14 protein-coding genes are annotated in these 23,713 nt (G+C 38.8%); 7 read left to right on the top strand and 7 right to left on the bottom strand.

What is annotated here, in order from left to right:
- Positions 1-629 precede the first annotated feature (629 nt).
- Together G7B20_RS10770 and G7B20_RS10765 are read left to right on the top strand one after the other, a co-directional pair.
- A complete protein-coding gene (locus tag G7B20_RS10770; RefSeq protein ID WP_164111100.1) occupies positions 630-914 on the top strand; it encodes a hypothetical protein in 285 nt (94 codons plus the stop codon).
- 48 nt (positions 915-962) lie between these two features.
- The gene (locus tag G7B20_RS10765) at positions 963-2,021 is read left to right on the top strand and encodes an Mrp/NBP35 family ATP-binding protein (protein WP_164111098.1); all 1,059 of its coding nucleotides are present in this window, start codon (positions 963-965) and stop codon (positions 2,019-2,021) included.
- 43 nt (positions 2,022-2,064) lie between these two features.
- On the opposite strand, the gene G7B20_RS10760 is transcribed toward G7B20_RS10765, so the two are convergent.
- The 7 genes from G7B20_RS10760 to G7B20_RS10730 form a co-directional block, all read right to left on the bottom strand.
- A complete protein-coding gene (locus G7B20_RS10760) occupies positions 2,065-3,564 on the bottom strand; it encodes a RagB/SusD family nutrient uptake outer membrane protein (protein ID WP_164111096.1) in 1,500 nt (499 codons plus the stop codon).
- A 5-nt stretch (positions 3,565-3,569) separates the two neighbouring features.
- Positions 3,570-6,827: a SusC/RagA family TonB-linked outer membrane protein gene (locus tag G7B20_RS10755; RefSeq protein WP_164111094.1), complete on the bottom strand. Its 3,258-nt coding sequence runs from the start codon at positions 6,825-6,827 to the stop codon at positions 3,570-3,572.
- A gap of 927 nt (positions 6,828-7,754) precedes the next feature.
- A complete protein-coding gene (locus G7B20_RS10750) occupies positions 7,755-8,651 on the bottom strand; it encodes a hypothetical protein (protein ID WP_164111091.1) in 897 nt (298 codons plus the stop codon).
- Positions 8,652-8,669: 18 nt separating this feature from the next.
- A complete protein-coding gene (locus G7B20_RS10745) occupies positions 8,670-10,328 on the bottom strand; it encodes a SusD/RagB family nutrient-binding outer membrane lipoprotein (RefSeq protein WP_164111088.1) in 1,659 nt (552 codons plus the stop codon).
- Between the two features lie 10 nt (positions 10,329-10,338).
- Positions 10,339-13,515, bottom strand: coding sequence for a SusC/RagA family TonB-linked outer membrane protein (locus G7B20_RS10740; RefSeq protein WP_164111086.1), 3,177 nt, complete (start codon positions 13,513-13,515; stop codon positions 10,339-10,341).
- 602 nt (positions 13,516-14,117) lie between these two features.
- Complete coding sequence (locus G7B20_RS10735; RefSeq protein WP_164111084.1) at positions 14,118-15,716, bottom strand: SusD/RagB family nutrient-binding outer membrane lipoprotein; 1,599 nt, start codon at positions 15,714-15,716, stop codon at positions 14,118-14,120.
- 11 nt (positions 15,717-15,727) lie between these two features.
- Entirely contained in the window at positions 15,728-18,901 is a 3,174-nt protein-coding gene (locus tag G7B20_RS10730) for a SusC/RagA family TonB-linked outer membrane protein (RefSeq protein ID WP_164111082.1), read from the bottom strand.
- 556 nt (positions 18,902-19,457) lie between these two features.
- Between G7B20_RS10730 and trmD the strand changes: the two genes are divergently transcribed.
- From trmD to trpC, 5 genes are all read left to right on the top strand, one after another.
- A complete protein-coding gene (gene trmD, locus G7B20_RS10725; protein ID WP_164111080.1) occupies positions 19,458-20,138 on the top strand; it encodes a tRNA (guanosine(37)-N1)-methyltransferase TrmD in 681 nt (226 codons plus the stop codon).
- A gap of 411 nt (positions 20,139-20,549) precedes the next feature.
- Positions 20,550-21,953, top strand: a complete 1,404-nt coding sequence (locus G7B20_RS10720; protein WP_164111078.1) for an anthranilate synthase component I family protein — start codon at positions 20,550-20,552, stop codon at positions 21,951-21,953.
- A complete protein-coding gene (locus G7B20_RS10715) occupies positions 21,950-22,177 on the top strand; it encodes a hypothetical protein (RefSeq protein ID WP_164111075.1) in 228 nt (75 codons plus the stop codon). Before G7B20_RS10720 ends, G7B20_RS10715 begins: the two co-directional genes overlap by 4 nt.
- Positions 22,164-22,736 carry an anthranilate synthase component II gene (locus tag G7B20_RS10710; protein ID WP_164111073.1) on the top strand — a complete coding sequence of 191 codons (573 nt, stop codon included), beginning with the start codon at positions 22,164-22,166 and terminating at the stop codon, positions 22,734-22,736. The genes G7B20_RS10715 and G7B20_RS10710 overlap by 14 nt, the downstream gene beginning before the upstream one ends.
- Positions 22,737-22,879: 143 nt before the next feature.
- Positions 22,880-23,668 carry an indole-3-glycerol phosphate synthase TrpC gene (trpC, locus tag G7B20_RS10705; RefSeq protein WP_164111380.1) on the top strand — a complete coding sequence of 263 codons (789 nt, stop codon included), beginning with the start codon at positions 22,880-22,882 and terminating at the stop codon, positions 23,666-23,668.
- Positions 23,669-23,713 lie beyond the last annotated feature (45 nt).

Genomic DNA, 23,713 nt, shown 5'->3' with positions numbered 1-23,713 from the left:
AACGCTAGCGTTTCTAGACTGATCGCTAGCGTGCAATCCACAATCGCTAGCAATCGAAAATTAAATGCATGCGCTTCCCCTTTATACCCTTGCACCGCAACAAAAAACGCTTACGTCCAGCCTTAAAACGCAAGCACATACCCCGCTTTCGCTTGCGCTCGCCGTGTAAACGCCAAGGCGAAACAGCCCATCGCTATCGCGGCAAATGCAAACGTATGCTATTTAAGTCCAAGCGCCTAGCATCGGACGCTATGTGCTAGCGATTAAGCAGGGAACGCCAGCATCTGACCTAATAGTGCAAGCGATCGGCCCCAAAACGCTAGAGACTGTAACCTAAACCGCAGCGATTAGGTTATATTTTTCACATTTCATATTTCATGATCCACCAGCTGGGGGATCCAAACTATTCCAACTATCCATCCACATTTCATTATTATCCAAAAAAAGTTACAAAGCTTCTTGTTAGGCCTCGATAGCTCCTAATATTTTTATATATCACTTATTTTCACTATATTATAAAAATCAGACAAAACACTAGCTTTTATCTGAATATAATTCTAATAAAACAGGAGCTTTATACATGTACAACACAACAACGATCTCCTTATTTTTTAAAATTCTTAATACATATGAACAATAACATCTTAATACATTATCCAAAGGCCAATTCGAGGCCTGTGAGTGTCAACTACAAAATATCGAATGAAGGTGGTCTGAAAACCATTAGCTGTACAGTACCTGATAAAGAAAATACACCTGCATGGCTGGAATTGCAAAAATTCGAATTACAAGCGATGAAGTTTGACAACACCTACGACTTGGTATTTGAGCAACGCAAATTTGACCGGAACTTGGACACCGTCCTATTTATGGACAAGGTCTTCGAAAAGATCATGGATTTGAAGCAGGCATGACAACTTTGTCTGCAGCAATGTGTAGCTTTGTAGGAGAATTACGAAGTTATGATTACAAAAGAGCAGATATTACACGCTTTGAGTCATGTAGAGGATCCCGATCTAAAAAAAGATCTGGTCACACTCCACATGATTCAAAATATAGAAATACTTCCGAATAAGCTAAGGTTTGATGTGGTACTGACCACTCCGGCTTGTCCGATGAAAGCGCATATTGAGCACGCCTGCCGGAATGCTATTGCACTATTTGTCGACAAGGATATCGAGGTAGATATCAACATGACTTCGCGGGTCACGAGCGTAGACAACAGCCAGCTCAAAGGAATCAAAAATATCATTCTCGTCTCATCAGGCAAAGGTGGCGTAGGTAAATCTACCGTAGCGAGTAATCTTGCATTGGCACTAGCCGAATCTGGGGCAAAAACAGGTCTATTGGATGCTGATATCTATGGGCCATCGCTTCCGATCATGTTCGGTCTAGAAGGTGCTAAGCCGATGTCCACACAGACAGAAGATGGGAAAACGAAAATCGTACCCATCGAGAAGTTTGGATTGAAGCTTCTTTCTATCGGCTTTTTTACGGATCCCAATCAACCGATCCCGTGGCGCGGCCCAATGGCAACATCAGCTATCAAGCAGCTTTTTAACGATGCCGACTGGGGCGAATTGGATTATTTGGTCGTGGACATGCCACCAGGCACGGGTGATATCCATATCACGGTATCACAGACCTACCCTATCTCTGGCGCAGTGATCGTGACGACACCGCAGCAAGTGGCATTAGCCGATGCGATCAAAGGAATGGCGATGTACAAAATGGAGGGCATCAATGTACCTATTATCGGGATTGTTGAAAATATGGCCTACTTTACACCTGCTGAATTACCGGAAAACAAGTATTATATTTTTGGTAAAGATGGAGGCAAACGTTTAGCGGAAGAGAATCAGGTTCCATTCCTAGGCGAGATACCTTTGGTCAAAGCTATCAGCGATGCGGGCGACAATGGTTTCCCGGTGGTGCTGGATGGAGACGAAAAGATCGCACAGTCCTATAAGGACATGGCCGGTAGAGTAGCTCAGGAAGTCAGCATATTGGCGAATAGATAAGTTAAAAAGGGGAATAGTTTATCAACTACTCCCCTTTTTAATTTTATATAGGATTCTGCTTTACAACACCCAAAGTTCGATCTATCTCTCCTTGAGGAATCAAAAACTCCCATTGTTTATCACCAACAGGCACGTCAAATGTTACAGCCAGTGTAGCATTATGATTTGCACCATTTCTATCCAGTGCCATATTTAAACGTTTAAGATCATAGAACCTAAACCCTTCACCCCATAGCTCAACACGACGATGTGTAAGAATTTCATCAACTAAAGCAGCTCCACTTTTTGTTGACAACACGTAAGCAGGATCTCGGGTTATTACTAAATCATAAAGAGCTTTACGAGCATCGACCTCACGACCTGTTAATCTAGCCAAAGCTTCGGCTTCAATCAAATACATCTCGGCTGCTCTCATAAACATCAAATCTCCATTACTATTTGCAGGATTTGGTAAAGTAAATTTACGTGTCATGTAAGGTTGCCGTACGCCGTTAGCTGCAACAGGAAAACCAACTTCTTTAGCTGTTGGATCCCACAACTTTTTCCTTATATCCGTAGTTGAGATCTTGTTATACAACAACGAATTGATTGCTTTCGGATTTCCTCTCGTATTTGTAGAACTGAAATTTCCGATATAAGCGTAAAAAGAATAGAAAAAAGTTGGCTGATCTTCACGATGCTGAATACCCCAAATCCATTCAGGGTTGGCAAAACTCACAAAAGAATTCAAGTATTGGTTTCCCGTCATTAATGTAAAGCCAGTTCTAGCTTCTCGAGCCATTTGTACCGCAACGTCATAATTCTCCTGCGTTAACGCCACTCTAGCCTTAATACCCTTTGCCACGTTAACGTTCAAATGAGATTTATCAGGTCTACCAACCGAACTAGTAAAAAGATTTATTGCTTCGTCTAAATCTTTATTGATTTGCGTATACACTTCCTCAACTGAATTTCTCGGTATGGCACCTACTGTCTTTTCAAGGATCAAAGACATCCCCATCGATGAATTATCTCCTCCTTTTACATATCGTTTACCAAATAGTTGTACCATTTGATAATAACTCCAAGCCCGGTAACTCAATGCTTGAGCTTTGAGAAAATTCTTTTCTTCCTGTGGCCCAACAGCAGCATCTATATTCGTAATTATTTCATTTGCGTTACCAATCAAGGCGTAATAAAACCCATAATTAAACGTCAAAATACTAGCATTTATATTCCGGTGCGACTGCCATTTATATTCTGAATTAAAGAATCCATTAGCTGCACCCGTCATCACATAATCTTCACCCAAAACCTCCATATACAACATATTACCAGATTGTCCTCCGGCAGCCTGATTGCTGTACCACTGTTGATACATCAATTTATGCATTCCGTTAATGGCAGCATAGGCATTCTTTGTCGTTGCAAAAGTAGTCGAAGGGGCAATTCTCGAGGTAGGATCCTTTTGTAAAAAATCCTTTTTACACCCAACTAATATCAATACTGATAAAGCGGTTGAAACTATTCCACTTTTTATATATAATCTCTTAATAAGTTTCATAACATTTAAAATCCAAAGTTAACGCCAAAATTAATTGTCCGAGCATGGGTATATGAACTATTTCCCGTTGGGCCTGTTAGGCCACCTACTGGATTAAAACCTTTTCTTGCTGACCAATAATATAAATTTTCTGCACTAGCAAAAACCCTTGCACGCTTTATACCTACTCTATCAATAAGTGAATTTGGCAGTCGGTATGCGAAATTTATCGAACTAATATTTAAATAGGAGGCTTTTTGCAACCATCTAGAAGACGCAGCACCATTTTGCGCTGTGCGGTTCAAATCCATCAGAGGAATATCTGTCATATCGCCCGGGTTTTGCCAAGCACCAAATAAATCTCGGTGTAAATTTGCTCCATTTGCAGGTCCTGAAGACATTAGCCCTGCATACTGCCCTTCATAAAAATACCCTCCAAGACTATAGGTTAACACAAATCCGAAATCAAAATCCTTATAAGAGAAGTTGTTTACTACACTCCCATATACTGGTGGCAGCGCAGACTTATTTAACCAATTTTGACGAGCCGAATTGTGATCAAAAGTAACAGTATCTACGACACCATTTCCTTTATCAATTAACTTATGATTAGCGTTATCGGGATCAAATGTGATTCCGTCTGATAGGCCTAAATATAAAGCTCTACCTGTCTCAGGATCCACTCCGTAATAAGTTCTTGTATAATAATCGTACATCGATCGACCAACAACCCTTTTGTATGGAGAAGAAACTATTTCAGGTGTTTCTTCCGGCATTTTAGTCATTTTATTTTTGATTGTCGTAAGATTCAATGTCAGGTTCCAATTAAAATCGGTTCTACGTATTAAATTTCCAGTCACTGAAACTTCAAACCCTTTATTTGTTACTGCTCCCACATTTTTTTGAATAGAATATGAGTTAGTAGGCGTTCCTCCATTATGATAGGGTTGATTGACACTAAATAATAATCCATCTGAATCTCTATTATAATATTCAAGTGAGCCGCTAATACGTCCTTTTAAAAAGGAAAAATCCACACCAATATCTAAAGGCTTTTGAGACTCCCAGGTTAAGTCTGGACTTCCTAAAGATGTTAACACAGCACCAGGAGCCGAAGCATTATTGTAACCAATTGAGTAGCCTGGTTGATACGGGTAAAAACTACCTACATCAGCATTTCCCAATTTACCATAGGAAGCCCTAATCTTTAGTAAATCTGTGAAATCATTTTGAAAAAATTCTTCCTTATCCAAACGCCAAGCGGCACCCAACGACCAAAAGTCTTCCCAGCGCAAATTTGAAATGAATCGAGAATTACCATCTCTACGAATCATTGCGCTCAAATAATATTTAGAATCAAAATTATAATTTGCTCTTGCGAAATAACTTTCTATCGTTCCCTCGGACAAACCAGAGGTTAAAGAACTGATGTCCGAAAAATTAGAAAAGGTATACAACCCATCAAATCCTTGTCCTGTTCTTCTTCCTGATATTTCATCTAATCGGTAAGAATAGTTTTCATGCCCCAAAACAGTCTCTAAGTTGTGATTTCCAAACTTGTTGGATGTCTTCAATAATTGATTAAATGTATAGTTGAATTCCCTATACCAATATTGGTTATAGCGTCCCGCAGGAGCCCCATCTCCCACTTCTGTGTTTTCATAACCTTCCTCCCGATAGCTGGTTATATCTGGACTGAATGTCGTACTAAATGTCAACCAAGGTAAAATATCAACATCCACATAAGCTCTTGCTGAAACAAAATCCCTATTGGCCTTACTTTGATTTTTGAGTGTCTCTGCTAGTGCGTGACGACCACTGTTAAATGGTCTTGATAAACCAAATTCAGACACTAAATTACCATAATCAAAGCGACGATTACCCAAATTATCATAAACCATCTCTCCTGTAGCGGGGTCATGCACATATACCGGATATATCGGAGCAATCGCTCTGGAGAAATAAAATGGGTTATTTATGCTGCCATCGTCTGACGCTGCAAAATCATAAACATTACTCGCGCCGGACAAATTAATTCCAGATTTCAACCAAGGGGTAATGGCTGTATTTGCATTCACTCTCCCTTGAAAACGATCCATAGAAGACCTTAAGCCCCAGCCGTTATCATCCAAATACGACATCGAAGCAAAAACATCCGTATTCTTTATTCCGGTAGAATAATTGATACCATACTCATTCCGTCTTCCATTTCTCGTCGCTTCGTCTTCCCAAGAAGGAGCTCCTTTATATTTTATCTGAGCATTTGAATTGAGTTTTCCATTCACATCTACCAATTCATTGTTCGCAACATTAAATGCATTATACCCTCCAAGGTATTGCACAATATCATTATAAGTTTTACCATTATAAACTTGTTGCCCTGCCGAATTTCGCGGCAGGAGACCTGAACCAATTTGACGTGCTATATCTAGCGGCACTCTATTACTTGCGGATGTTGCATAAGCTAAGCTATTTGTATAAGCTTGCCACATCAATTCATAGTATTCTCCTGCTGAAACTGTATTATAATTGGGGACCCCATTTTGATTGTAGCCTAATTGAACCTGAGCATTAAAGTCCGTTTTACCTTCCTTACCTCTTTTTGTTGTTATCATAATAACCCCATTCGCTCCGCGAGACCCATACATTGCGATAGTAGCAGCATCTTTTAAGACTGTAACAGTCTCTACATCAGCCGGATTAATATTAGCCATCCCTCCATCAAAAGGAGCTCCATCGACGACTATCAAAGCTCCATTTCCTGCAGAATAGGATCCAATTCCCCGAATCCGAATAGCAGGTGAAGATCCTGGAGCTCCGGAAGGTGCAGAGGTTTGCACGCCTGGACCAGCTCCCTGTAATGCTGTCAACACATTAGAAATTGGTCTTTTATCCAGTTCTTTAGCGCCTATCTGTGTGGCCGATCCTGTAAAATCTGATTTCTTTACTGTACCATAAGCAACTACAACGACCTCGTCAAGAGCTTCGGAATCACTTACTAACTGTATATTGATTAAAGTCTGGCTACCTACTGAAACTTGTTGAGAGGTATATCCAATGTAAGAAAAGCTAATACTTCCTCTTTGACCTACCGTTATAGTATAATTACCATTTTCGTCAGTCTGCGTAGCATTAGAAGTACCTAATACCGAAACCGATACCCCAGACAAAGGTACCCCATCAGTCGCAGAGGTAACCTTCCCGCTCACTTGCCGATTCTGTGCAAAAGACACGCCTATCAAGCACGTCAGCACAAAAAATAAACTGAGTAATTTTTGTTTCATGTGTTTATTGTGTTTAGTTAAAAATTGTTTTAATAATAGATTAGTCTAATAAATAGATTATACCCCACCCTCACCGGGCCTAATACATATGCCGATAAAACCAATTCATCAAATGATAAATCAATTACAGTGTAAGCGATATAAATCACTATACCAGAAGGGATCTAAAACTTTAGCGTAAAGTTGACTCTAAAAGCCAAGCTCTATCCGAGATCGAGTATAATTTAAACGCGGATATGTGGGAATAAAATGAGTAGATTTTGTTTCATGTGTTTGTGTGTTTAGTTTTTAAAATTGTTTCTGTGTTAGTAGTTGTATTATCGCAACGACAATACTATGCAAACATATAAAAAAAAACAATATTTCACATTTTTTAACATATTTTTTTTAAAAAAACAGGTGTAAACAAGAAAAAATATGGAATTGAATTTTCAATGTAACAATATTGCAACTTATTTAACTAAACAACAGATGCTAGCTTTAACTTATAGAGGGGATTATATCGCTTAAACATTCAATGGAATCCTCAAAGCTGATACAAAATCAGTAATAACAGTAATTAGATGTTTTTACTCACTTTTCTTCAAGAATTAGAATAATTTAATTATACACAACATTTTAATAATATTTTATGTACTGATATACAGACTCTCGAAATGAAACGCTTATCGAGGACAACATAACATCCTGTAGTGTATTGTTAATTCAATGAACCGTCAAAGCACCCCATATGTAACACGATAATATAGCAGAACCTTTATTATCATTATTAAATAATGTATGATTAGTATAATATATAACGAGATATGGATTTGTCTTCTTAAGATAAGAAAATCGAATCAAACAAAGTTACATAGTTTATAAATAAAGGTCGTATCAACTACGAGAGACGACCTTTATTTTCCTTTATAACTGCTCGAAGCTGCCCTATTTTTTCTTTAATTCTAACACATATTCTCCAAACCCTCCGGCACTAACCGTATAGCTGCCATTAATTTTAATTGTTCCTTCACAAGGATTAAGATAGTTATTGACAGCACCACCTTTAGATTCTACCGAATACACTCCATAAGGCCATGGAGCAGGATAGGCTCCTAATGGTTGCTTCGCGACACTAATAGAATTATCTCCTGGATTTACAACCACTTTAATATTGTTGTAACCAGCAATAGGATAAACAATCTCAAAAGTCTCTTCATCTACTTTTTTGACATCCACAACAGTACCTACTCCAAAATCTTCCCAACCATCAACAAGTGTCTCAAACTTGCCATCACCTAGGAACTCATCCATATCAAATGTACAGATACAGGAATAACGAATAGTTGGATTGGATCCTCCTTGAGATGCAACACCAGCTCCGTATCCATCCCCATAAAGTGGAAATGCCTCATACTCTTTCCCATCTTCGGTGATATAATTAGCTCCGATATCATAGTTATCTCCCAAAGCTATAGCCCCGAATAAATCGACGATTTGCTGTCCTGTAATTTCAACTTCTTCAGGAAAGGAAGTTACATTAGTTCGAATTTTTTTCGAAACAGGATAAGGCTTATCCTTTCCTGTGTCTCGATTTTTCGTTACGACAATATCAAGATACTTCGGCATAGCATCAACGTTATATTTAAGTCCAACAGTAAACTTTCCTTTAAATGCCAAGGGATCTTGAAAGGCTATCGATTCGTCAAAATTTTGCAACACTTTCTTAAAGATAGGTTCATTTAGATACACTATACCATCCAGCATTGTTGCATTGTCGCTTTTTCGACAAGCTGAAACCACAACTAGTGATATCAACGTTATAATATATAAAATTCTTTTCATTTTCTCACTAATTTAATATTATGGCATCCAAAACACCTTCGCTCCATTCAGATCTGTTTTTTGAGCAGGTGTATTCGGGTTTTTATTTACCTCATCCTGATTAAACGGCAATGAGTTCGGAAATTTTCTGTTAAACAGTATAATCACCGAAGGCAAGCTTTCACCTCCATTACCTTCTAATGGTGGGGTAATTTTACCATCAACAAGATTTGCAGCGGAAAACAACACTGGATATCCGGTTCTCCTATAATCATTATACTGATCAACAGATGACCCAACACTAGATAACCATTTTTGTGTCATAATAATTTCCATTTTTTTCGTACTATTTCCTGAAGTAAATTCATCCATAACTCCAGTGATATAACCAGTAGCAGCAGAAGATGTCGCTAATGTAGGAATAACTTGAGTAGATCCATTTTTTGAAACAACATAGTCGACCATTTTGAAAGCCTCCTTAATTGCAGATTCCAATACTGCTTTTGCATCTCCTGTTATTGTACCATCCTGTATTAACTCCGCTTTCAAAAACAAAATATCTGCATTAGTGATTAAACGGTATGGAGCCGCCCCAGTTCCAGAAGTAGCTGAAGCAGAACCACCTTTACCGTCATCATATCGTCCTCCCACTGGGTATATCCCAAAAAGAGAAACTTGATTCTGTACATTTGAACCTCTCTTAGGGCCTTGAGATCCAAAATACTTCGAGACAAAACCTCCGTCTCTATACTCCAACTCTGTATTTGCTGCATCAGATGCTTTCATTTGATTATAAAAATAATACGGAATACGCGGATCAGTTAGTCCTTCAAATATACTTGTGTTATAACCGGCCATTATTTCGTAAAGCCATGGACTGACGTGCATAGTTCGTTGTGTTGCAAAATATTCGCCAAATCCGGGATTACGATCATCTGTTGCCTCATTCTTACCGTATGGAATCATGAAAGCTTCAGCGTTGGTGCTAATCATATTATTTTCCGCAATTAGCGCACTTATCTGGGCTTTTACATCCTCTTTTTTATGCACTTGCACTAATAATTTAAATTTTATAGAGTTTGCTGCTTTTACCCAATTATTAACACTACCACCATAAATCAAATCATCTGCAGCTGGCTTTTTTAAATTTGTAGCAGTCGTATTCTTCAGATCCGCGACACCTTCATCTAACAAGGTTATCAATTGCTTATAAATGTCCTGTCCCTTATCATATTTAGGATATAAGATCCCTTCAGCAACTTTATTCGCTTCAGTAAATGGAATATCCCCATACAAATCCACTAGATAAGAAAATGTATATGCCTTAATTATTTTAGCGATACCAACATATTGAAGATTTCCTTCCTCTGTTTCTTGCTTAATAATAATATCTGCATTTGTCAATACATCCCTATATGAATATTGCCATCCTTGTGACGTTTCAAAATCGTTACCAGCAGCACCATATTGATCGTAATCGCCGTAATGAACCATCTGATGCATATATGCCGATAAGCTTGTACTAAACCCCGAAGTCATGGCTAAACTCTGACCTATAAATTTCTGAATATGAGGTAATAATATCTTAGACTCTAACTCAGATGGATTATTGGGATCTGTGTTGATATCTAGTTGCTTGGAACACGAGACTGATGTCAACAATAACCCCACTACCACTATATTTCTAAACATTTTCATAATTTCTTAATTAAAATCTTGCAACTAAATTAAAACCATAACGCTTTGTTGTTGGCGCCGCAGATAACTCAACACCTTGAGAAGAAGAAGAACCGTAGCTAGCAACTTCTGGGTCAAAATTTGAATACTTAGGAAAGTTCGGGGCAAAAAACCACAGATTTCTTCCTGTTACACTCAAACTCACCCCTTTTATGAATGAATTATTAAAGATCGCTTTCGGCAATTCATAGCCAATTGAAACTTCACGTAATCTGTAAACAGTGGCATCATAGATATTCCACTCCGTTGCAGTATTGATAGCAAAAGTTTGACCAATATCTGGATTTGGAGAAAAGTACAAATCATTTACGGTTAACTTTGTCTGGTTCCAAATTTTATTCTGTGCTCCATCGAGAATTGGCTTTCCAGTAATGGGGTCTCCATAAACACCTGGTAGAATCGCGTTGTACTCGCGTCCCTCCGTATCCTTTGTAACACCTCTACCTAATAAGGAGCTGTTAGTTACAGAATACATATCCCCCCCTTTTGTCCAATCAAATAAAGCTGCAAAAGAGAAACCTTTATAAGTAACCGTATTATTAATACCTAACTTGAAATCGGGATTTGGGTCACCAACCATATACTCCTGGGTCTTATCCTCGATCATACCTCCCGTAGCAGGATTTATCAAGACATTTCCTTCGTCATCTCTATAAACCTTGGTTCCTCTCAAGTAACCAAAAGGCATTCCAGGCTCAAGATATGTAGAGATCGAACCGCTTAACATTGCTCTCAACTCAATACGCGGGGTACCAGCGATAAGTTCTTCAACAATATTTTTGTTTTTTGTAAATGCAGCAGTAAGGTTCCACTTAACAGGACTATCTGGAGATAACGGCTTGAGGCCTAAACTTATTTCAACACCTTTATTATTTATCTTGCCAAAATTCGTAAAGTACTCGTCAAAACCAGACGATGGCGAAAGAGCAATAGGTGCTAATAAATCTGTAGACGTTTTATTATACCAACTAACATCCAGATTCAATCGATTTCTAAACAAAATAAGCTCTGCTCCAAATTCTACCTCATTTGAGAATTCAGGAGTTAAATTAGGTGATTGAAATCTGTAATCAATATGCCCCGTAGGCTTACCAAGAAAATTATTTTCAACAACATAAGTAGTCAACAAACTATATGGATCCGTGTCCCGTCCGACCTTTGCCCAGGCCGCCCGTATTTTCCCAAAACTCAAAATATCACTTTCTAGGCCCAAAGCCTCAGAGAACACAAAAGCGCCTGAAACACCAGGATAAAAATATGATCTCGAACTCTTAGGCAACGTAGAAGACCAATCATTACGGGCGCTTAAAGTAAGATACAAGTACTGCTTATAGTCAAACGTTGCGTCAGCAAAAAGTCCCATGATTCTTCTTTTATTAAAAAAATCTATATTGAACAACTTTTGCTCCGTATTTGTTAAGTTATAAATTCCTCTTGCAATAAATCGCTTCCCTTCATCTTGGTTACGATCAACAATGCGTTGGTTATAGTTAAACCCTATTACACCAGTAAGAGAAATTTCATCCGTAATTTTTGGTGTAAACGTACTTTTAAACGTTGTTTCTAATTCTTTGGTATCCCGTTTATCAATAATCAATGCGCCAAGCCCTTCTTTTGCTCTAGATGAAATTTCGTAAACCTCATTTCTATTCATGAACCCTAAATTTGCACCTAAATTATAGTCTAATTTCCACCAATCATTGATTTTGAAATCTGCTGCAAAAGAACCTAAAACTCTATTCTCTAGTGTCGTAGCGTAATTATTGTAAGCAGACCACATAGGATGATCAAATTGCCCTGCTCCGAGCCAATTCAAATTATTTCCAAGCTTATCAGACCATGGCAAAGATCCGTTCCAATTACGAGCTAAAAATAATGAGCGAGCAAACGATGAAGCCGCACCGTCAACCTGATTTTCTCCAAAATAACCACCGACTTGATTAGAATTTGTATAAGCTAAACTACCTCGCACATTCATGCGCTCTGAAACTTTCAAATTTCCCCCAGCAGATAAATTATATCTTTTAAATGAAGAATTTGGTACATACCCTTTGTGATCCATTTGAGATAAGGTCACATTGAACCCAGATTTTGCCGATCCTCCAGCAAAATTTATCGAGTTCTCTAAAACACGCCCAGTTTGAAATAAATCCTTAACATTATTAGGATAAGCTCTATAAGCAACATTTTTTCCAAAAAGCTCTGGATATGCTGCCAAATATGGGCCCCAAGTGGGAATGCTATCAATCGTCCCAAATTTTGGTCCCCAAGAACCATTAGATGCTGAATAATTAAACTGAGAACCCGCACCATATGAATTCTGATACTCCGGAAGATTTGCTATGTTTTCCAAGGAAATGGAACTTCTTAACGTTACCGATGTAGGTTGGTCTAGCTTCGCACTCCCAGATTTAGTTGTAATAATAACAACACCGTTGGAAGCTCTGGAACCATATAAAGCTGCTGCTGCAGACCCTTTCAACACGTTGAAGCTTTCAATGTCATTTGGATCTAGATTTGAGATACCCGAAGAATAAGCTGCACCTCCTGAAGTCATGCTACTAGATTCTACCATAGAATTATCATACGGCACCCCATCAACAATAATTAAAGGTTGATTATCACCAAAAAAAGACGAATTACCACGAACTTGAAAACGTGTCGCCGCTCCAGGAGTTCCCTGAGAAGTACGAATATCTACCCCTGCTACTTTACCTTGCATAGATTTTAATAAATCTGGTTCAGAATTTTGCAATAAATCATCCGGGTTAACTTTGGTAGTAGCATAAGTTAAGCTCTTCGCCGAACGTTGTATTCCCATAGCCGTTACCACGACCTCTTCTAAAGAATTGTCTGCAGAAACTAGACTTACATTAACAACAGAGCGTGAATCAACCTTAACTCTTTGCGAGGCATATCCAATATAACTATAATTTAAAGTCGAACCTTCGGGCACAGATATTGAGTAGTTACCTGCACCATCAGTCTGTGTAGCGGTAGAGCTGCCAACAACTGACACAGATACTCCTCCAATAGGAGAACCATCTGTTGCAGAGGTAACCTTCCCACTCACTTGCCGATTTTGTGCCATCGACACGCCGATAAGGCATGTCAGCACAAAAAATAAACTGAGTAATTTTTGTTTCATGTGTTTATGTGTTTAGTTAAAATTTTTTATAACAAATTATACAACGCAAAATTTAGATATACTATCACAGTCCCATACCTAACACTTATTAGACACAGATGGAAAGTTTTATCAAAATCTGATAAAATTAAAAACAGAACTAATAACGATTGCTAAATCTGAGTTGTTAAGAAATAAATTAGATTCGTACCCTTGGTAACTGTTCGGTTCGACTCCGGCTTTAAATAATAATTTAAATCCAAAGACGAGGGGATAAATTGAGTAATTTTTGTTTCATGTGTTTGTATGTTTAGTTTTTACAATTGTTTGTTGTTAGTAGCGTACTATCTTAGCAGTGATATTACTATGCAAACATATAAAAAAAAATAAAGTTTCACACTTTTTAACATTTTTTTTTCAGAAACATCACTTTAAACAAGAAAAAATACGGAATCCTATTCTAATTGTAACGATGACAGAAACTATTAACTAAACAACCAATAATAAAAACCAGATTTCAAGCCACTAATTCGTACCAGAAAAGAGATAGAAAGAAAAAATTAAACAAACAAAAAATGCCCCCCATTTTCATGAGAGGCATCCTATTAATTAAAAAATAGAACTTATCGTGTACCGCCAGCCCACCATACCTGCTCGGTATAAACGTACTGTCCATTTCCAAATGCTGCTTCCACATTTGGATTAGTCGTTGTATCATCGTTACCGTATGGCAAACGCAAAGGAAATTTACCTGGATTTTTCAACTCGATAAACTCTTCGCCGTTAGCTTTCCATCGACGGATATCGTTATACATTTCCGTAGACTCGCCAGAAGCGCCGTAAAAAGCTAAATACTTTTGGTTAGCAATCTCTTTTAACGGGTTAGCCAAAAATAGAGCTTTTACTTGGTCATTAAAGTAAGTTGAGATATCTGCATCGGTTAAATCCTGCGAAGTCTCTGTAATTACGCCATTCGACAAAACACGTGGAGCAGAAAATGCCGCGTTGATAGAAATCTCCGAATTTTTAATAGCAGCTGTAACTGCTTCCTTCAAGACAGATTCTACCTCTGAGCTACCTTTACCTAATCGTTGTAAAGCTTCAGCTTTCAAGAACTGCAATTCATGGTAACTCAAGAACTGTGTCGGAGCTGTCTGTGCGTAAACAAATACAGAGGTCAAATATTTGTTTTGAACCTGCTCATTTTTACCATTTACGGCCAACAGATCATATGCAGCCTGATCATTACCTATATTGGCGACCTGAATCCAATTTGTAACCCGATCAATAGCCTTTGGCGGATTCATAAAGCTACGAGTAGCTCTTGGATCCTTACGCGCAATCATTTTATCTGCGATACTCTTACTTGCTGCAAGACCATCTCTAGACCACTGAAAATCAAATAAAGGATTCAGATTTGAAGCATCATAAATTTTAAACTTCGCTTCTTCTGCAGCGTTTTTAAACGACTTATCGACATCTGCAACGATCCCATTCAATACCTCTGCAGTAGCTCCTGTTTTATTTAACAGACGCATCGAATATCTGGCTTTCAATCCATAGGCAAACTTAGTCCAACTACCAATGTTACCCCCGAACAACAAATCCTGCGTTCCTACTGGACCTGATCCGTGGGTATCCCCTTTCGGTAGATTAACTACAGCTGCATCTAAATAGGCAAAGATCTGCTTATATAGTTCTTCTTGTTTATCCAATTTAGGAGCACGGACTTGCAAAGGATTAAATCCTTCAGAATATGGGACATCACCAAACAAGTCGGTCAATAGCGCTAAATTGTAAGCAGCCATCACCTGTCCTATACCTAAAGTAGTGTAGTTACCAGATTGAGATCCGCCTTCAGAACATTTTTCGATCACCAAACGGGAATCTCTCAAAGCTGTATAAACAGAACCCCACACGTTATTAAATGTAGAAGCTGCTGATACTGAGTTAAGTCTTTGTTCGGCATTCCAAAGTTGATTGTGCGTACCTGCTTCATGCTCTACATAGGCTGACAAGTACGTATTAAAATCCCCCCCTACGTTGTAAAATGCTGTACGCGTAATAATATCAGTAAGAATAAATTTTGCTTGTACATCTTTCGGCTTATCGATATTCTCATTGATCCCGTCCATAACATCCTCTGAACAAGAAGTGAAAAGTACTGGAGTCGCTAAAATTCCTATAGCGAGTAAGCCTACTATATTTAGTTTTAATTTCATTGTCGTAATTATTAGAATTTAATATTAACACCTAACCCATAACTCGACGTGCCTGGAAGTGAAAACCGTTCGAATGCGCCAGACATATTGGTATTACCTTGTGAAACCTCAGGATCAAATCCTTTAAGTTCCGACCAAAGAATGAGGTTACGTGCAAATGCATTAACGTCTACCTTTAGTTTAGATGTTTGATAAACTGGATAACCTAAGGCTACTTCCCGAAGTTTCACAAATGAAGTCCCGCGAATTGATGACTCGGAGATATCATTCATATTCGTAAAATATTCGAAAGCCCTAGATGGATCTATGACGATATCATTTTTCTCGTATTGTCCCGGAGCGACCTCTTTAACAGCATCTTGTTCAAACATAAATCCTGTTCCACTGCGGAAATCTGCTGACTTTTGAGTCACACCATAATAATCCAAAACACCTGCTGTACCGTGAAACATCTGACCGCCCTGCTTCCAATCAAAAACTGCAGACAAGCGAATTTTTTTGTATTCAAAATTCGTATTAAAGCCTAAATTAAAGTCTGGAGAAACAGAACCGATAACTTGCTCTGGACCTGCCTGTGGCATACCATCTGCATCTACGACAATCTGTCCTGCGTCATTTCTCAAGTAAGAAACACCGTAAATGACCGGAAACTTCTCACCGATACCTGCACGCACCTGAGGCTCGGTAAATCCTCCCATAAAAATGCTATTAACACCCTCCTTTAGCTCGTCAACATAGTTGTCAATCTTTGTAAAATTGAAGGCAAAATCCCATTTGAAATCTCCATCTCTGTAAGGTGCTACAGCCAGTGTCAACTCATGTGTATTGGTATGAATCTTACCTCCGTTGGTGACCAAGCTAGAATAACCTGTTGAGGCCGCTAAAGGAACCTGAAAGATCTGATCCTTTACATTCTGACGTGAGAAGGTATAGTTCAAATTCACCAAACCATTCCAGAATGTCAAATCTGTACCCACTTCGATCGCCTGCGTATTTTGAGGCCTTAGACTTGGATCGTAAATGATTGAATACGGTGTATATGAAGTAGTACCATTGATTGGATACAGAATAGGCGTACCCGAAGAAAATCCTCCTCCATAAACAGGCTTATCGTAGTAGCTCAAATAATAATCACCCGCTTGTCCCACTTCTGCATAAGACGCTCTTATCTTACCCATTGTTAAGATCGAGTTTCTCACAGACTCTAATTCTGTAAACACAAATGCCGTAGATACCGAAGGGTAAAAGAATGAACGATTGTTACGTGGCATAGAAGAAACAATATCGTTACGCCCTGTAGCATTCAAAAACAACATATTTTTGTAAGCTAACGCTAAACTCCCGAACGTACCAAACGTACGGCTATTACGCAAATTTTGTTCTGTGATTACAGTTGCCGCGTTATTAATGTTATTCCATTCCGGAAAGTTGAAATTCATACCGTAAGCATAATCTCTTCTACGCGTACGATTAACAATCTCATTACCGATCATCGCATCAAACACAAGATCCTCATTGATCTTCCAGTTGTAAGAAGCTGTCCCTAAAGAGTTCCATTCCGTAACAGAGATATGATAGTTTTCGACTTCACCGTTAGCATTGGCATGTCCGTATCCCCAAAGATCCGTATAATTAGTTGTGTAAGAATCAACACCTGCTTGATACTTAAGGATCAACTTTTGATTATCACCTAGATCTGTAGCATACTGCCCGAATCCGTTCCCAAAGAAACGCTGCGTGTTCTCAGAAAACTTGTTGTTATCTACGGCCCAATAAACACCATCGAAACCACCTGTACTACGGTATGTATTTTGTTGCGTAGGATTATTCAGGTAATAAGAAGGAATACCTTTAAGATCATAAGATGCCGGTGCTCCGTACAAGGTTGCTATAATACCGTTATTGGCTCCTGTCTGTTTTGTGATTTTAGAATTCACGTAGTTACCACTAAAACCTGTAGTCCATTTATCTGATAATTTTGCCTCGCCAGCTAGCTTTGCAGTATAGCGATCCATACCTGTTGAAGGCACAATACCATCAGCATTGGTAGCTCCTAATGACATCGCGTAGCTTCCTTTGTCAAAACCTTGAACAATATTAAACGAGTTATTATATGTGTTCCCGATCTCAAAGAATTCCTTTGCATTATTATAGGACTGTGGAGTCGCCCATGGATCTAATCCCGCATTAGCACGTTGCTGTACAAAGTATTTCCCCTCTTGTCTTCCGTATTTCTGCGTATAGGCATTATCCACACTTCCTCCATATACTGGATCTAAATGCAACTGATCTATACGTTGTCCCCAAGAAGTCGAGGACATTGGTGAATATTTACCTCCGATCCCTTGGGCATAAGTATCCTGAAAATCAGGCAACACAGACACTTTATCAAACGAAACATTAGAATTGTAAGAAATCTGAGGTTTCCCTTGCTTGCCTTTACCGCTTTTCGTAGTAATAATAATTACGCCATTAGAAGCACGCATACCGTACAACGCCGAAGCAGCCTGTCCTTTTAGGATATTAATACTCTCTATATCATTTGGGTCAATATCCAATCCTCTCGATGCATAGTCGGCACCGGAAACACTATTTCCAGTCGAAACGTCATTTCCGGAAGAAATCGGCATTCCGTCCACTACATACAAAGGAGAGTTATTACCTGTAAACGAACGTGCGCCACGGATGGTAATATTGGCAGAAGCTCCTGGCATACCCGACGAAGGCGTAACTTGTACCCCCGACACTTTACCTTGGATCGCCGTCGCTAAATTACTATTGGCAGCTTCCGTCAATTTATCGCCTTTCACTTCTTGTGTTGCATAACTTAAAGCTCTTTTTTGACGAGACTGTCCCATTGCCGTAACGACCACTTCCTCCAAAGCGTTCTCTTCGGATTCTAACACAATGTTAAGGGTGTTTTGTGTACCTACCGTAATACGTTGTGCAAGATAACCGATGTAAGAGACGTTCAAAGTCGACCCCTCGGCAACATTAATCTTAAAGACACCTGCATTGTCAGTCTGCGTAGCAGTGCTGGTACCTACTACAGAAATGGATGCACCTGCTACCGGAGCACCATCTACTGAAGAAGTAACCTTACCACTCACCTGACGATTTTGTGCAAACGAAACCCCGACAAGGAATGTAAACACAAAAATAAAACTGAGTAATTTTTGTTTCATGTTAAAGTATATGTGTATAAAAAATAATTTTCATGTCTAAACTTTGGTATATAACACAACCAATAGTTTAATGCAGACTTTAGACAGCAAATAGCAGGCTATAGAAAGCATTATAGTGCTTTCCATAATTAAAGAGAAGTACAAATAGTTAGTATGCCATCATCTAAAAGAATCAGGGTGACAAATATAAGGGACACAAGTTGTCATTGCAAGTTTTTTAAATCAAAACGTTTTTCATTAAAATAAACATAATCAAAATATTCTAGCAATGAAAATCAAGCAACCCCACTATTCGATTTAACATATTTTAAGAAAAATAAAATAATCAAAATATAATTTCAATCTATTCGATAAATCAAAATAAAATTTTAAGACAAACCGTTAAACTACTTAGATTTAATCCTATTATCATTTCGATATTATTTGTTCAAACATTAATATATAGTGTTAATTATTGTAACAATTTAATCCGTCAACCGCTCCCTAGCCGGATATATCACAAAGCCGCGCACCGTAAAAATTCGCGAATACAAAGCATTTTACTTATTTTTGCAGGATGAGATTTGACATCATTACCGTATTACCCTCCTTGCTGGATAGTCCATTTGCACATTCAATCTTACAGCGCGCACAAAAAAAAGGCTTGACGGAAATTCATGTTCACAACCTTAGAGACTACAGTACCCACAAACAAAAGTCTGTAGACGATTATCCTTATGGAGGAGGATCCGGTATGGTGATGCAAATCGAACCATTCGCTCGATGTATCGAGAAACTCCAGAACGAAAGAGAGTATGATGAAATCATATATATGACTCCGGACGGTACTACGCTTAACCAAGCTATCGCTAATGATCTCTCCACACGGGGCAATATCATTGTATTGTGTGGGCACTATAAAGGAATAGATCAACGCATACGCGATGTATTCGTGACACGCGAAATATCGATAGGTGACTATGTCCTTTCAGGAGGCGAACTTCCGGCAGCTATCCTCGTCGATGCTATAGTACGACTAATACCCGGTGTTCTATCCGATGAAACTTCCGCTTTATCCGATTCCTTCCAAGATGGTCTACTCGATGCTCCTATATATACAAGACCTGCTGAATGGCGTGGGCATAAGGTTCCTGATATCCTATTAAGTGGCAACGAAGCCAAAATCAATGCGTGGAGGGATGAACAACAACTCCAACGAACACAGGAAAGAAGGCCAGATTTATTGAAAGAAGAGTAGCAGTTGCTAAATAAGTAAGCATTTGCAACTTTATTTTTCTGAAAGAATCTATCTTCAAAGGGTATCAAGAACTTTCATGATTCTATTGATAATTCAATAAAATCATGAAAGTTTTATTTTTTTAACAAAAAGAGTTTGATTATTTAAAAATTATTCTAAATTTGCAGTGTAATGATGACACAAAGTACATATCAATTTTGGTGGTGGCCTGGAGCAAATAGCGTCGGGAGGCACCTCTATTGGTTTTCAGAATAAGGATTTTTTTAATCAACCAAAACCATAAATCAAAAGCCCGACGTATTTCGTCGGGCTTTTTTTGTTTAATATAGTTACAAAACCAGAACCTTCGAAAAAAAAGCGCTTTAAAAACTGAAAAAAAATAAATAAAGACTTACCAACAATTAAACATATATGACATACGCATTCAAAACAAACCACAAAAAAATACTAGCTGACACCACCACACCAGTTAGTATCTATCTTCGTATGCGGGATATCTTTCCAAACACTATTCTACTCGAAAGTTCGGAGTATCACAGCCGGGACAACAACATCAGCTATATCTGCTGCCAACCGATTGCCGGATTAGCACTCAATGAAAATGACTTAACGATTAGCTATCCAAACCAAGAAAAGATTGTCAAACCAGCCTCATCCATCGACTTACGAACTGAAGTATCCGCTTTTAGGCAATCGTTTCAGGAAGAATACCTAGCTGACACAAACGTCATTTCCAACGGATTATTTGGCTATTTCACCTTCGACACTGTAGCACATTTTGAGGATATAACCCTCACCGCCAAATTAGAAGACGCACGAAAAATTCCCTTTTTACAATACCATGTATACAAATATGTCATTGCTATCGATCATTTTCGCAATCAGCTTTACATCTTCGAGCATCTACTTGACGAGAAAGAAAGCGACCTGGAACGTATCGAATACTTGATTCAAAACAAAAATTTCCCAGAGTATTCTTTCTATACAACAGGAGAAGAGAAATCAAACATGACCGATGAATCGTTCAAAGCACTTGTTGACAAAATGAAAGCTCATATACGTAGAGGTGACGTCTTCCAAATCGTACCTTCTCGAGGGTTTTCAACATCATTTGCAGGCGATGAATTCAATGTATATCGAGCCCTGCGTGCCATCAACCCTTCCCCTTACCTATTCTACTTTGATTACGGAGACTTCAAGCTTTTTGGTTCTTCACCGGAAGCACAGCTCACCATCAAAAAGGGAGAGGCAACCATATACCCGATAGCGGGAACCTTCAAACGTACGGGCGACATGGAACAAGATGAAAAAATAGCCGAAGAACTAAAAAATGATCCAAAGGAATCGGCAGAACACGTCATGCTGGTTGATTTGGCCCGCAATGACCTTAGTCGTCACTGTACGAACGTTCAAGTCAAATCATACAAAGAAGCACAGTACTATTCCCATATCATCCATTTAGTCTCCAAGGTATCGGGAAAACTAACGCCTAGTGCCAATCCATTTGACGTCGTCGGCGACACCTATCCCGCTGGCACACTATCGGGTGCCCCAAAACATATGGCCATCACGTTGATAGATCGCTATGAAGGAATGCAACGTTCTTTCTACGCAGGGGCAATCGGCTTTATGGGCTTCAACGGAGATTTTAACCATGCCATCATGATACGTTCCTTCTTGAGTAAGAAGAATGTATTACACTACCAAGCTGGAGCAGGTATAGTATTGGATTCGGATCCAGAAAAAGAACTACAAGAAGTAAACAACAAAATAGCTGCACTGCGCAGAGCCCTTGAAATAGCACAAACCCTATGATACGTCCTCTTGAATACTGTGAGAATACGACACATCTCACATCAAGCATCGAAACTATTGATACCAGAATTTTGGAATTACTCCATTTACGCAAACAGTATATGGCAGAAAAACAAAAGAGAGGAAATACAAACGACACAGAGTTCGTAGATTTGATAGCGACGAATAAAGAAATACAGCAACTAGTGGAAACCAGTCAATTGTTACAAGATGAACAAAGATAAAATTTTAGTCATAGACAACTATGATTCTTTCACCTACAACCTAGTCCATTTGTTACAGGAATTAGGAGTAGACTACGAAGTCGTACGTAACGACAAATTCAATCTGGACTATATCGATCAATTTGAGAACATATTGCTATCTCCGGGCCCTGGTATACCCGAAGAAGCCGGACTACTGATGGACGTAATCCGAACCTACGCATCCAAAAAGCGTATCTTGGGGATATGTCTCGGCCAACAGGCGATTGCGGAAGTATTTGGCGGCAAACTTTTCAACATGTCAAGACCCCTACACGGTATAGCTTCATCCATCATTATAACCGACAAAGACGAAAAGCTTTTTCAAGGCTTTCCCGAAGAATCGAAAATAGGACGATACCACTCTTGGGCTGTCGATGAGAAAAGTTTACCGGACGTTCTAAAAATCACTGCTATCGATGAAAATGGAATTATCATGGCCATAGCACATAAACAGTACGATGTGCGCGGAATGCAATTCCACCCGGAGTCGATATTGACCGATAATGGAAAGAAATTAATTGAAAATTGGTTGAAATGAAGTTAAAAAGGTTATGAAGGTTACGGGGTAACAAGTGAACATGTTATCAAGTTAACTAGATAACTCGATAACAGCATAACAAGACAACTCAATAACAACATAACTTGATAACAATATAACTTCAGAACTTGATAACAACAAATATGACTATACTGGATAAAATCATCGAAAGAAAAAAAACAGAAGTTGCCGAAGCAAAGTCCAAAACATCCTTGCAACAGCTTGAAAAGTTCCCTTTATTTCCTAGATCCTGCTATTCCTTAAAAGAATCGGTAGAAAATCCACTCCGAACAGGCATCATTGCCGAATATAAACGCGCGTCGCCTTCTAAAGGGGTTATAAATAATAGTTCGACCGTCCAAGAAGTCGTACAAGGCTACCAGACAGCCGGAGCTTCCGCCATTTCTGTACTTACCGACAGGGACTTCTTTCAAGGTAGTCTTGCCGACCTTAGCAGTGCTAGGGAAGTACTACAGATCCCACTACTCCGCAAGGAATTTATCGTTGATAGCTATCAAATAACAGAAGCAAAAGCATATGGAGCAGACATTATCCTCCTAATTGCCGCATGCCTTACCTCAGAAGCCGTCCAATCCTTGTCCCTACACGCTAAATCACTAGGTCTTAACGTGTTATTGGAAGTACATAATGAAGAAGAACTTCAACATAACATTTTCGATAGCATCGATGCTATCGGTGTAAATAACCGGAATTTAAAGGATTTCAACGTTTCATTGAACCATTCCTACGACCTTGTCAACAAAATACCAGATCAGTATATCAAAGTTTCGGAAAGTGGAATCTCTGCCCCAAAAACCATCTTAGATTTAAGAAAACGCGGATTTCAGTCCTTCCTAATTGGTGAAAACTTTATGAAAACCACCAATCCAGGAGAAGCGATGCAAGACTTTGTTAAACAGTTAACTATTTAAATGAAGATTTGACCATTTGCAAATCCGCGCATTTGCAAATTCGCA

This window comes from Sphingobacterium sp. xlx-96 (assembly GCF_011007365.1).
Classification (GTDB): domain Bacteria; phylum Bacteroidota; class Bacteroidia; order Sphingobacteriales; family Sphingobacteriaceae; genus Sphingobacterium; species Sphingobacterium luzhongxinii.
Note: the sequence above shows the minus strand (reverse complement) of the source record. Positions and strands in the feature narration are given on the sequence as shown.

Excerpts from the sequence above, each read along its gene's own strand:
- trpC (WP_164111380.1), top strand. The coding sequence starts at position 22,880 with ATGACTATACTGGATAAAATCATCGAAAGAAAAAAAACAGAAGTTGCC.
- G7B20_RS10730 (WP_164111082.1), bottom strand. The coding sequence starts at position 18,901 with ATGAAACAAAAATTACTCAGTTTTATTTTTGTGTTTACATTCCTTGTC.
- G7B20_RS10765 (WP_164111098.1), top strand. The coding sequence starts at position 963 with ATGATTACAAAAGAGCAGATATTACACGCTTTGAGTCATGTAGAGGAT.
- G7B20_RS10710 (WP_164111073.1), top strand. The coding sequence starts at position 22,164 with ATGAACAAAGATAAAATTTTAGTCATAGACAACTATGATTCTTTCACC.
- G7B20_RS10750 (WP_164111091.1), bottom strand. The coding sequence starts at position 8,651 with ATGAAAAGAATTTTATATATTATAACGTTGATATCACTAGTTGTGGTT.
- G7B20_RS10735 (WP_164111084.1), bottom strand. The coding sequence starts at position 15,716 with ATGAAATTAAAACTAAATATAGTAGGCTTACTCGCTATAGGAATTTTA.
- G7B20_RS10755 (WP_164111094.1), bottom strand. The coding sequence starts at position 6,827 with ATGAAACAAAAATTACTCAGTTTATTTTTTGTGCTGACGTGCTTGATA.
- trmD (WP_164111080.1), top strand. The coding sequence starts at position 19,458 with ATGAGATTTGACATCATTACCGTATTACCCTCCTTGCTGGATAGTCCA.
- G7B20_RS10770 (WP_164111100.1), top strand. The coding sequence starts at position 630 with ATGAACAATAACATCTTAATACATTATCCAAAGGCCAATTCGAGGCCT.
- G7B20_RS10715 (WP_164111075.1), top strand. The coding sequence starts at position 21,950 with ATGATACGTCCTCTTGAATACTGTGAGAATACGACACATCTCACATCA.
- G7B20_RS10740 (WP_164111086.1), bottom strand. The coding sequence starts at position 13,515 with ATGAAACAAAAATTACTCAGTTTATTTTTTGTGCTGACATGCCTTATC.
- G7B20_RS10760 (WP_164111096.1), bottom strand. The coding sequence starts at position 3,564 with ATGAAACTTATTAAGAGATTATATATAAAAAGTGGAATAGTTTCAACC.
- G7B20_RS10720 (WP_164111078.1), top strand. The coding sequence starts at position 20,550 with ATGACATACGCATTCAAAACAAACCACAAAAAAATACTAGCTGACACC.
- G7B20_RS10745 (WP_164111088.1), bottom strand. The coding sequence starts at position 10,328 with ATGAAAATGTTTAGAAATATAGTGGTAGTGGGGTTATTGTTGACATCA.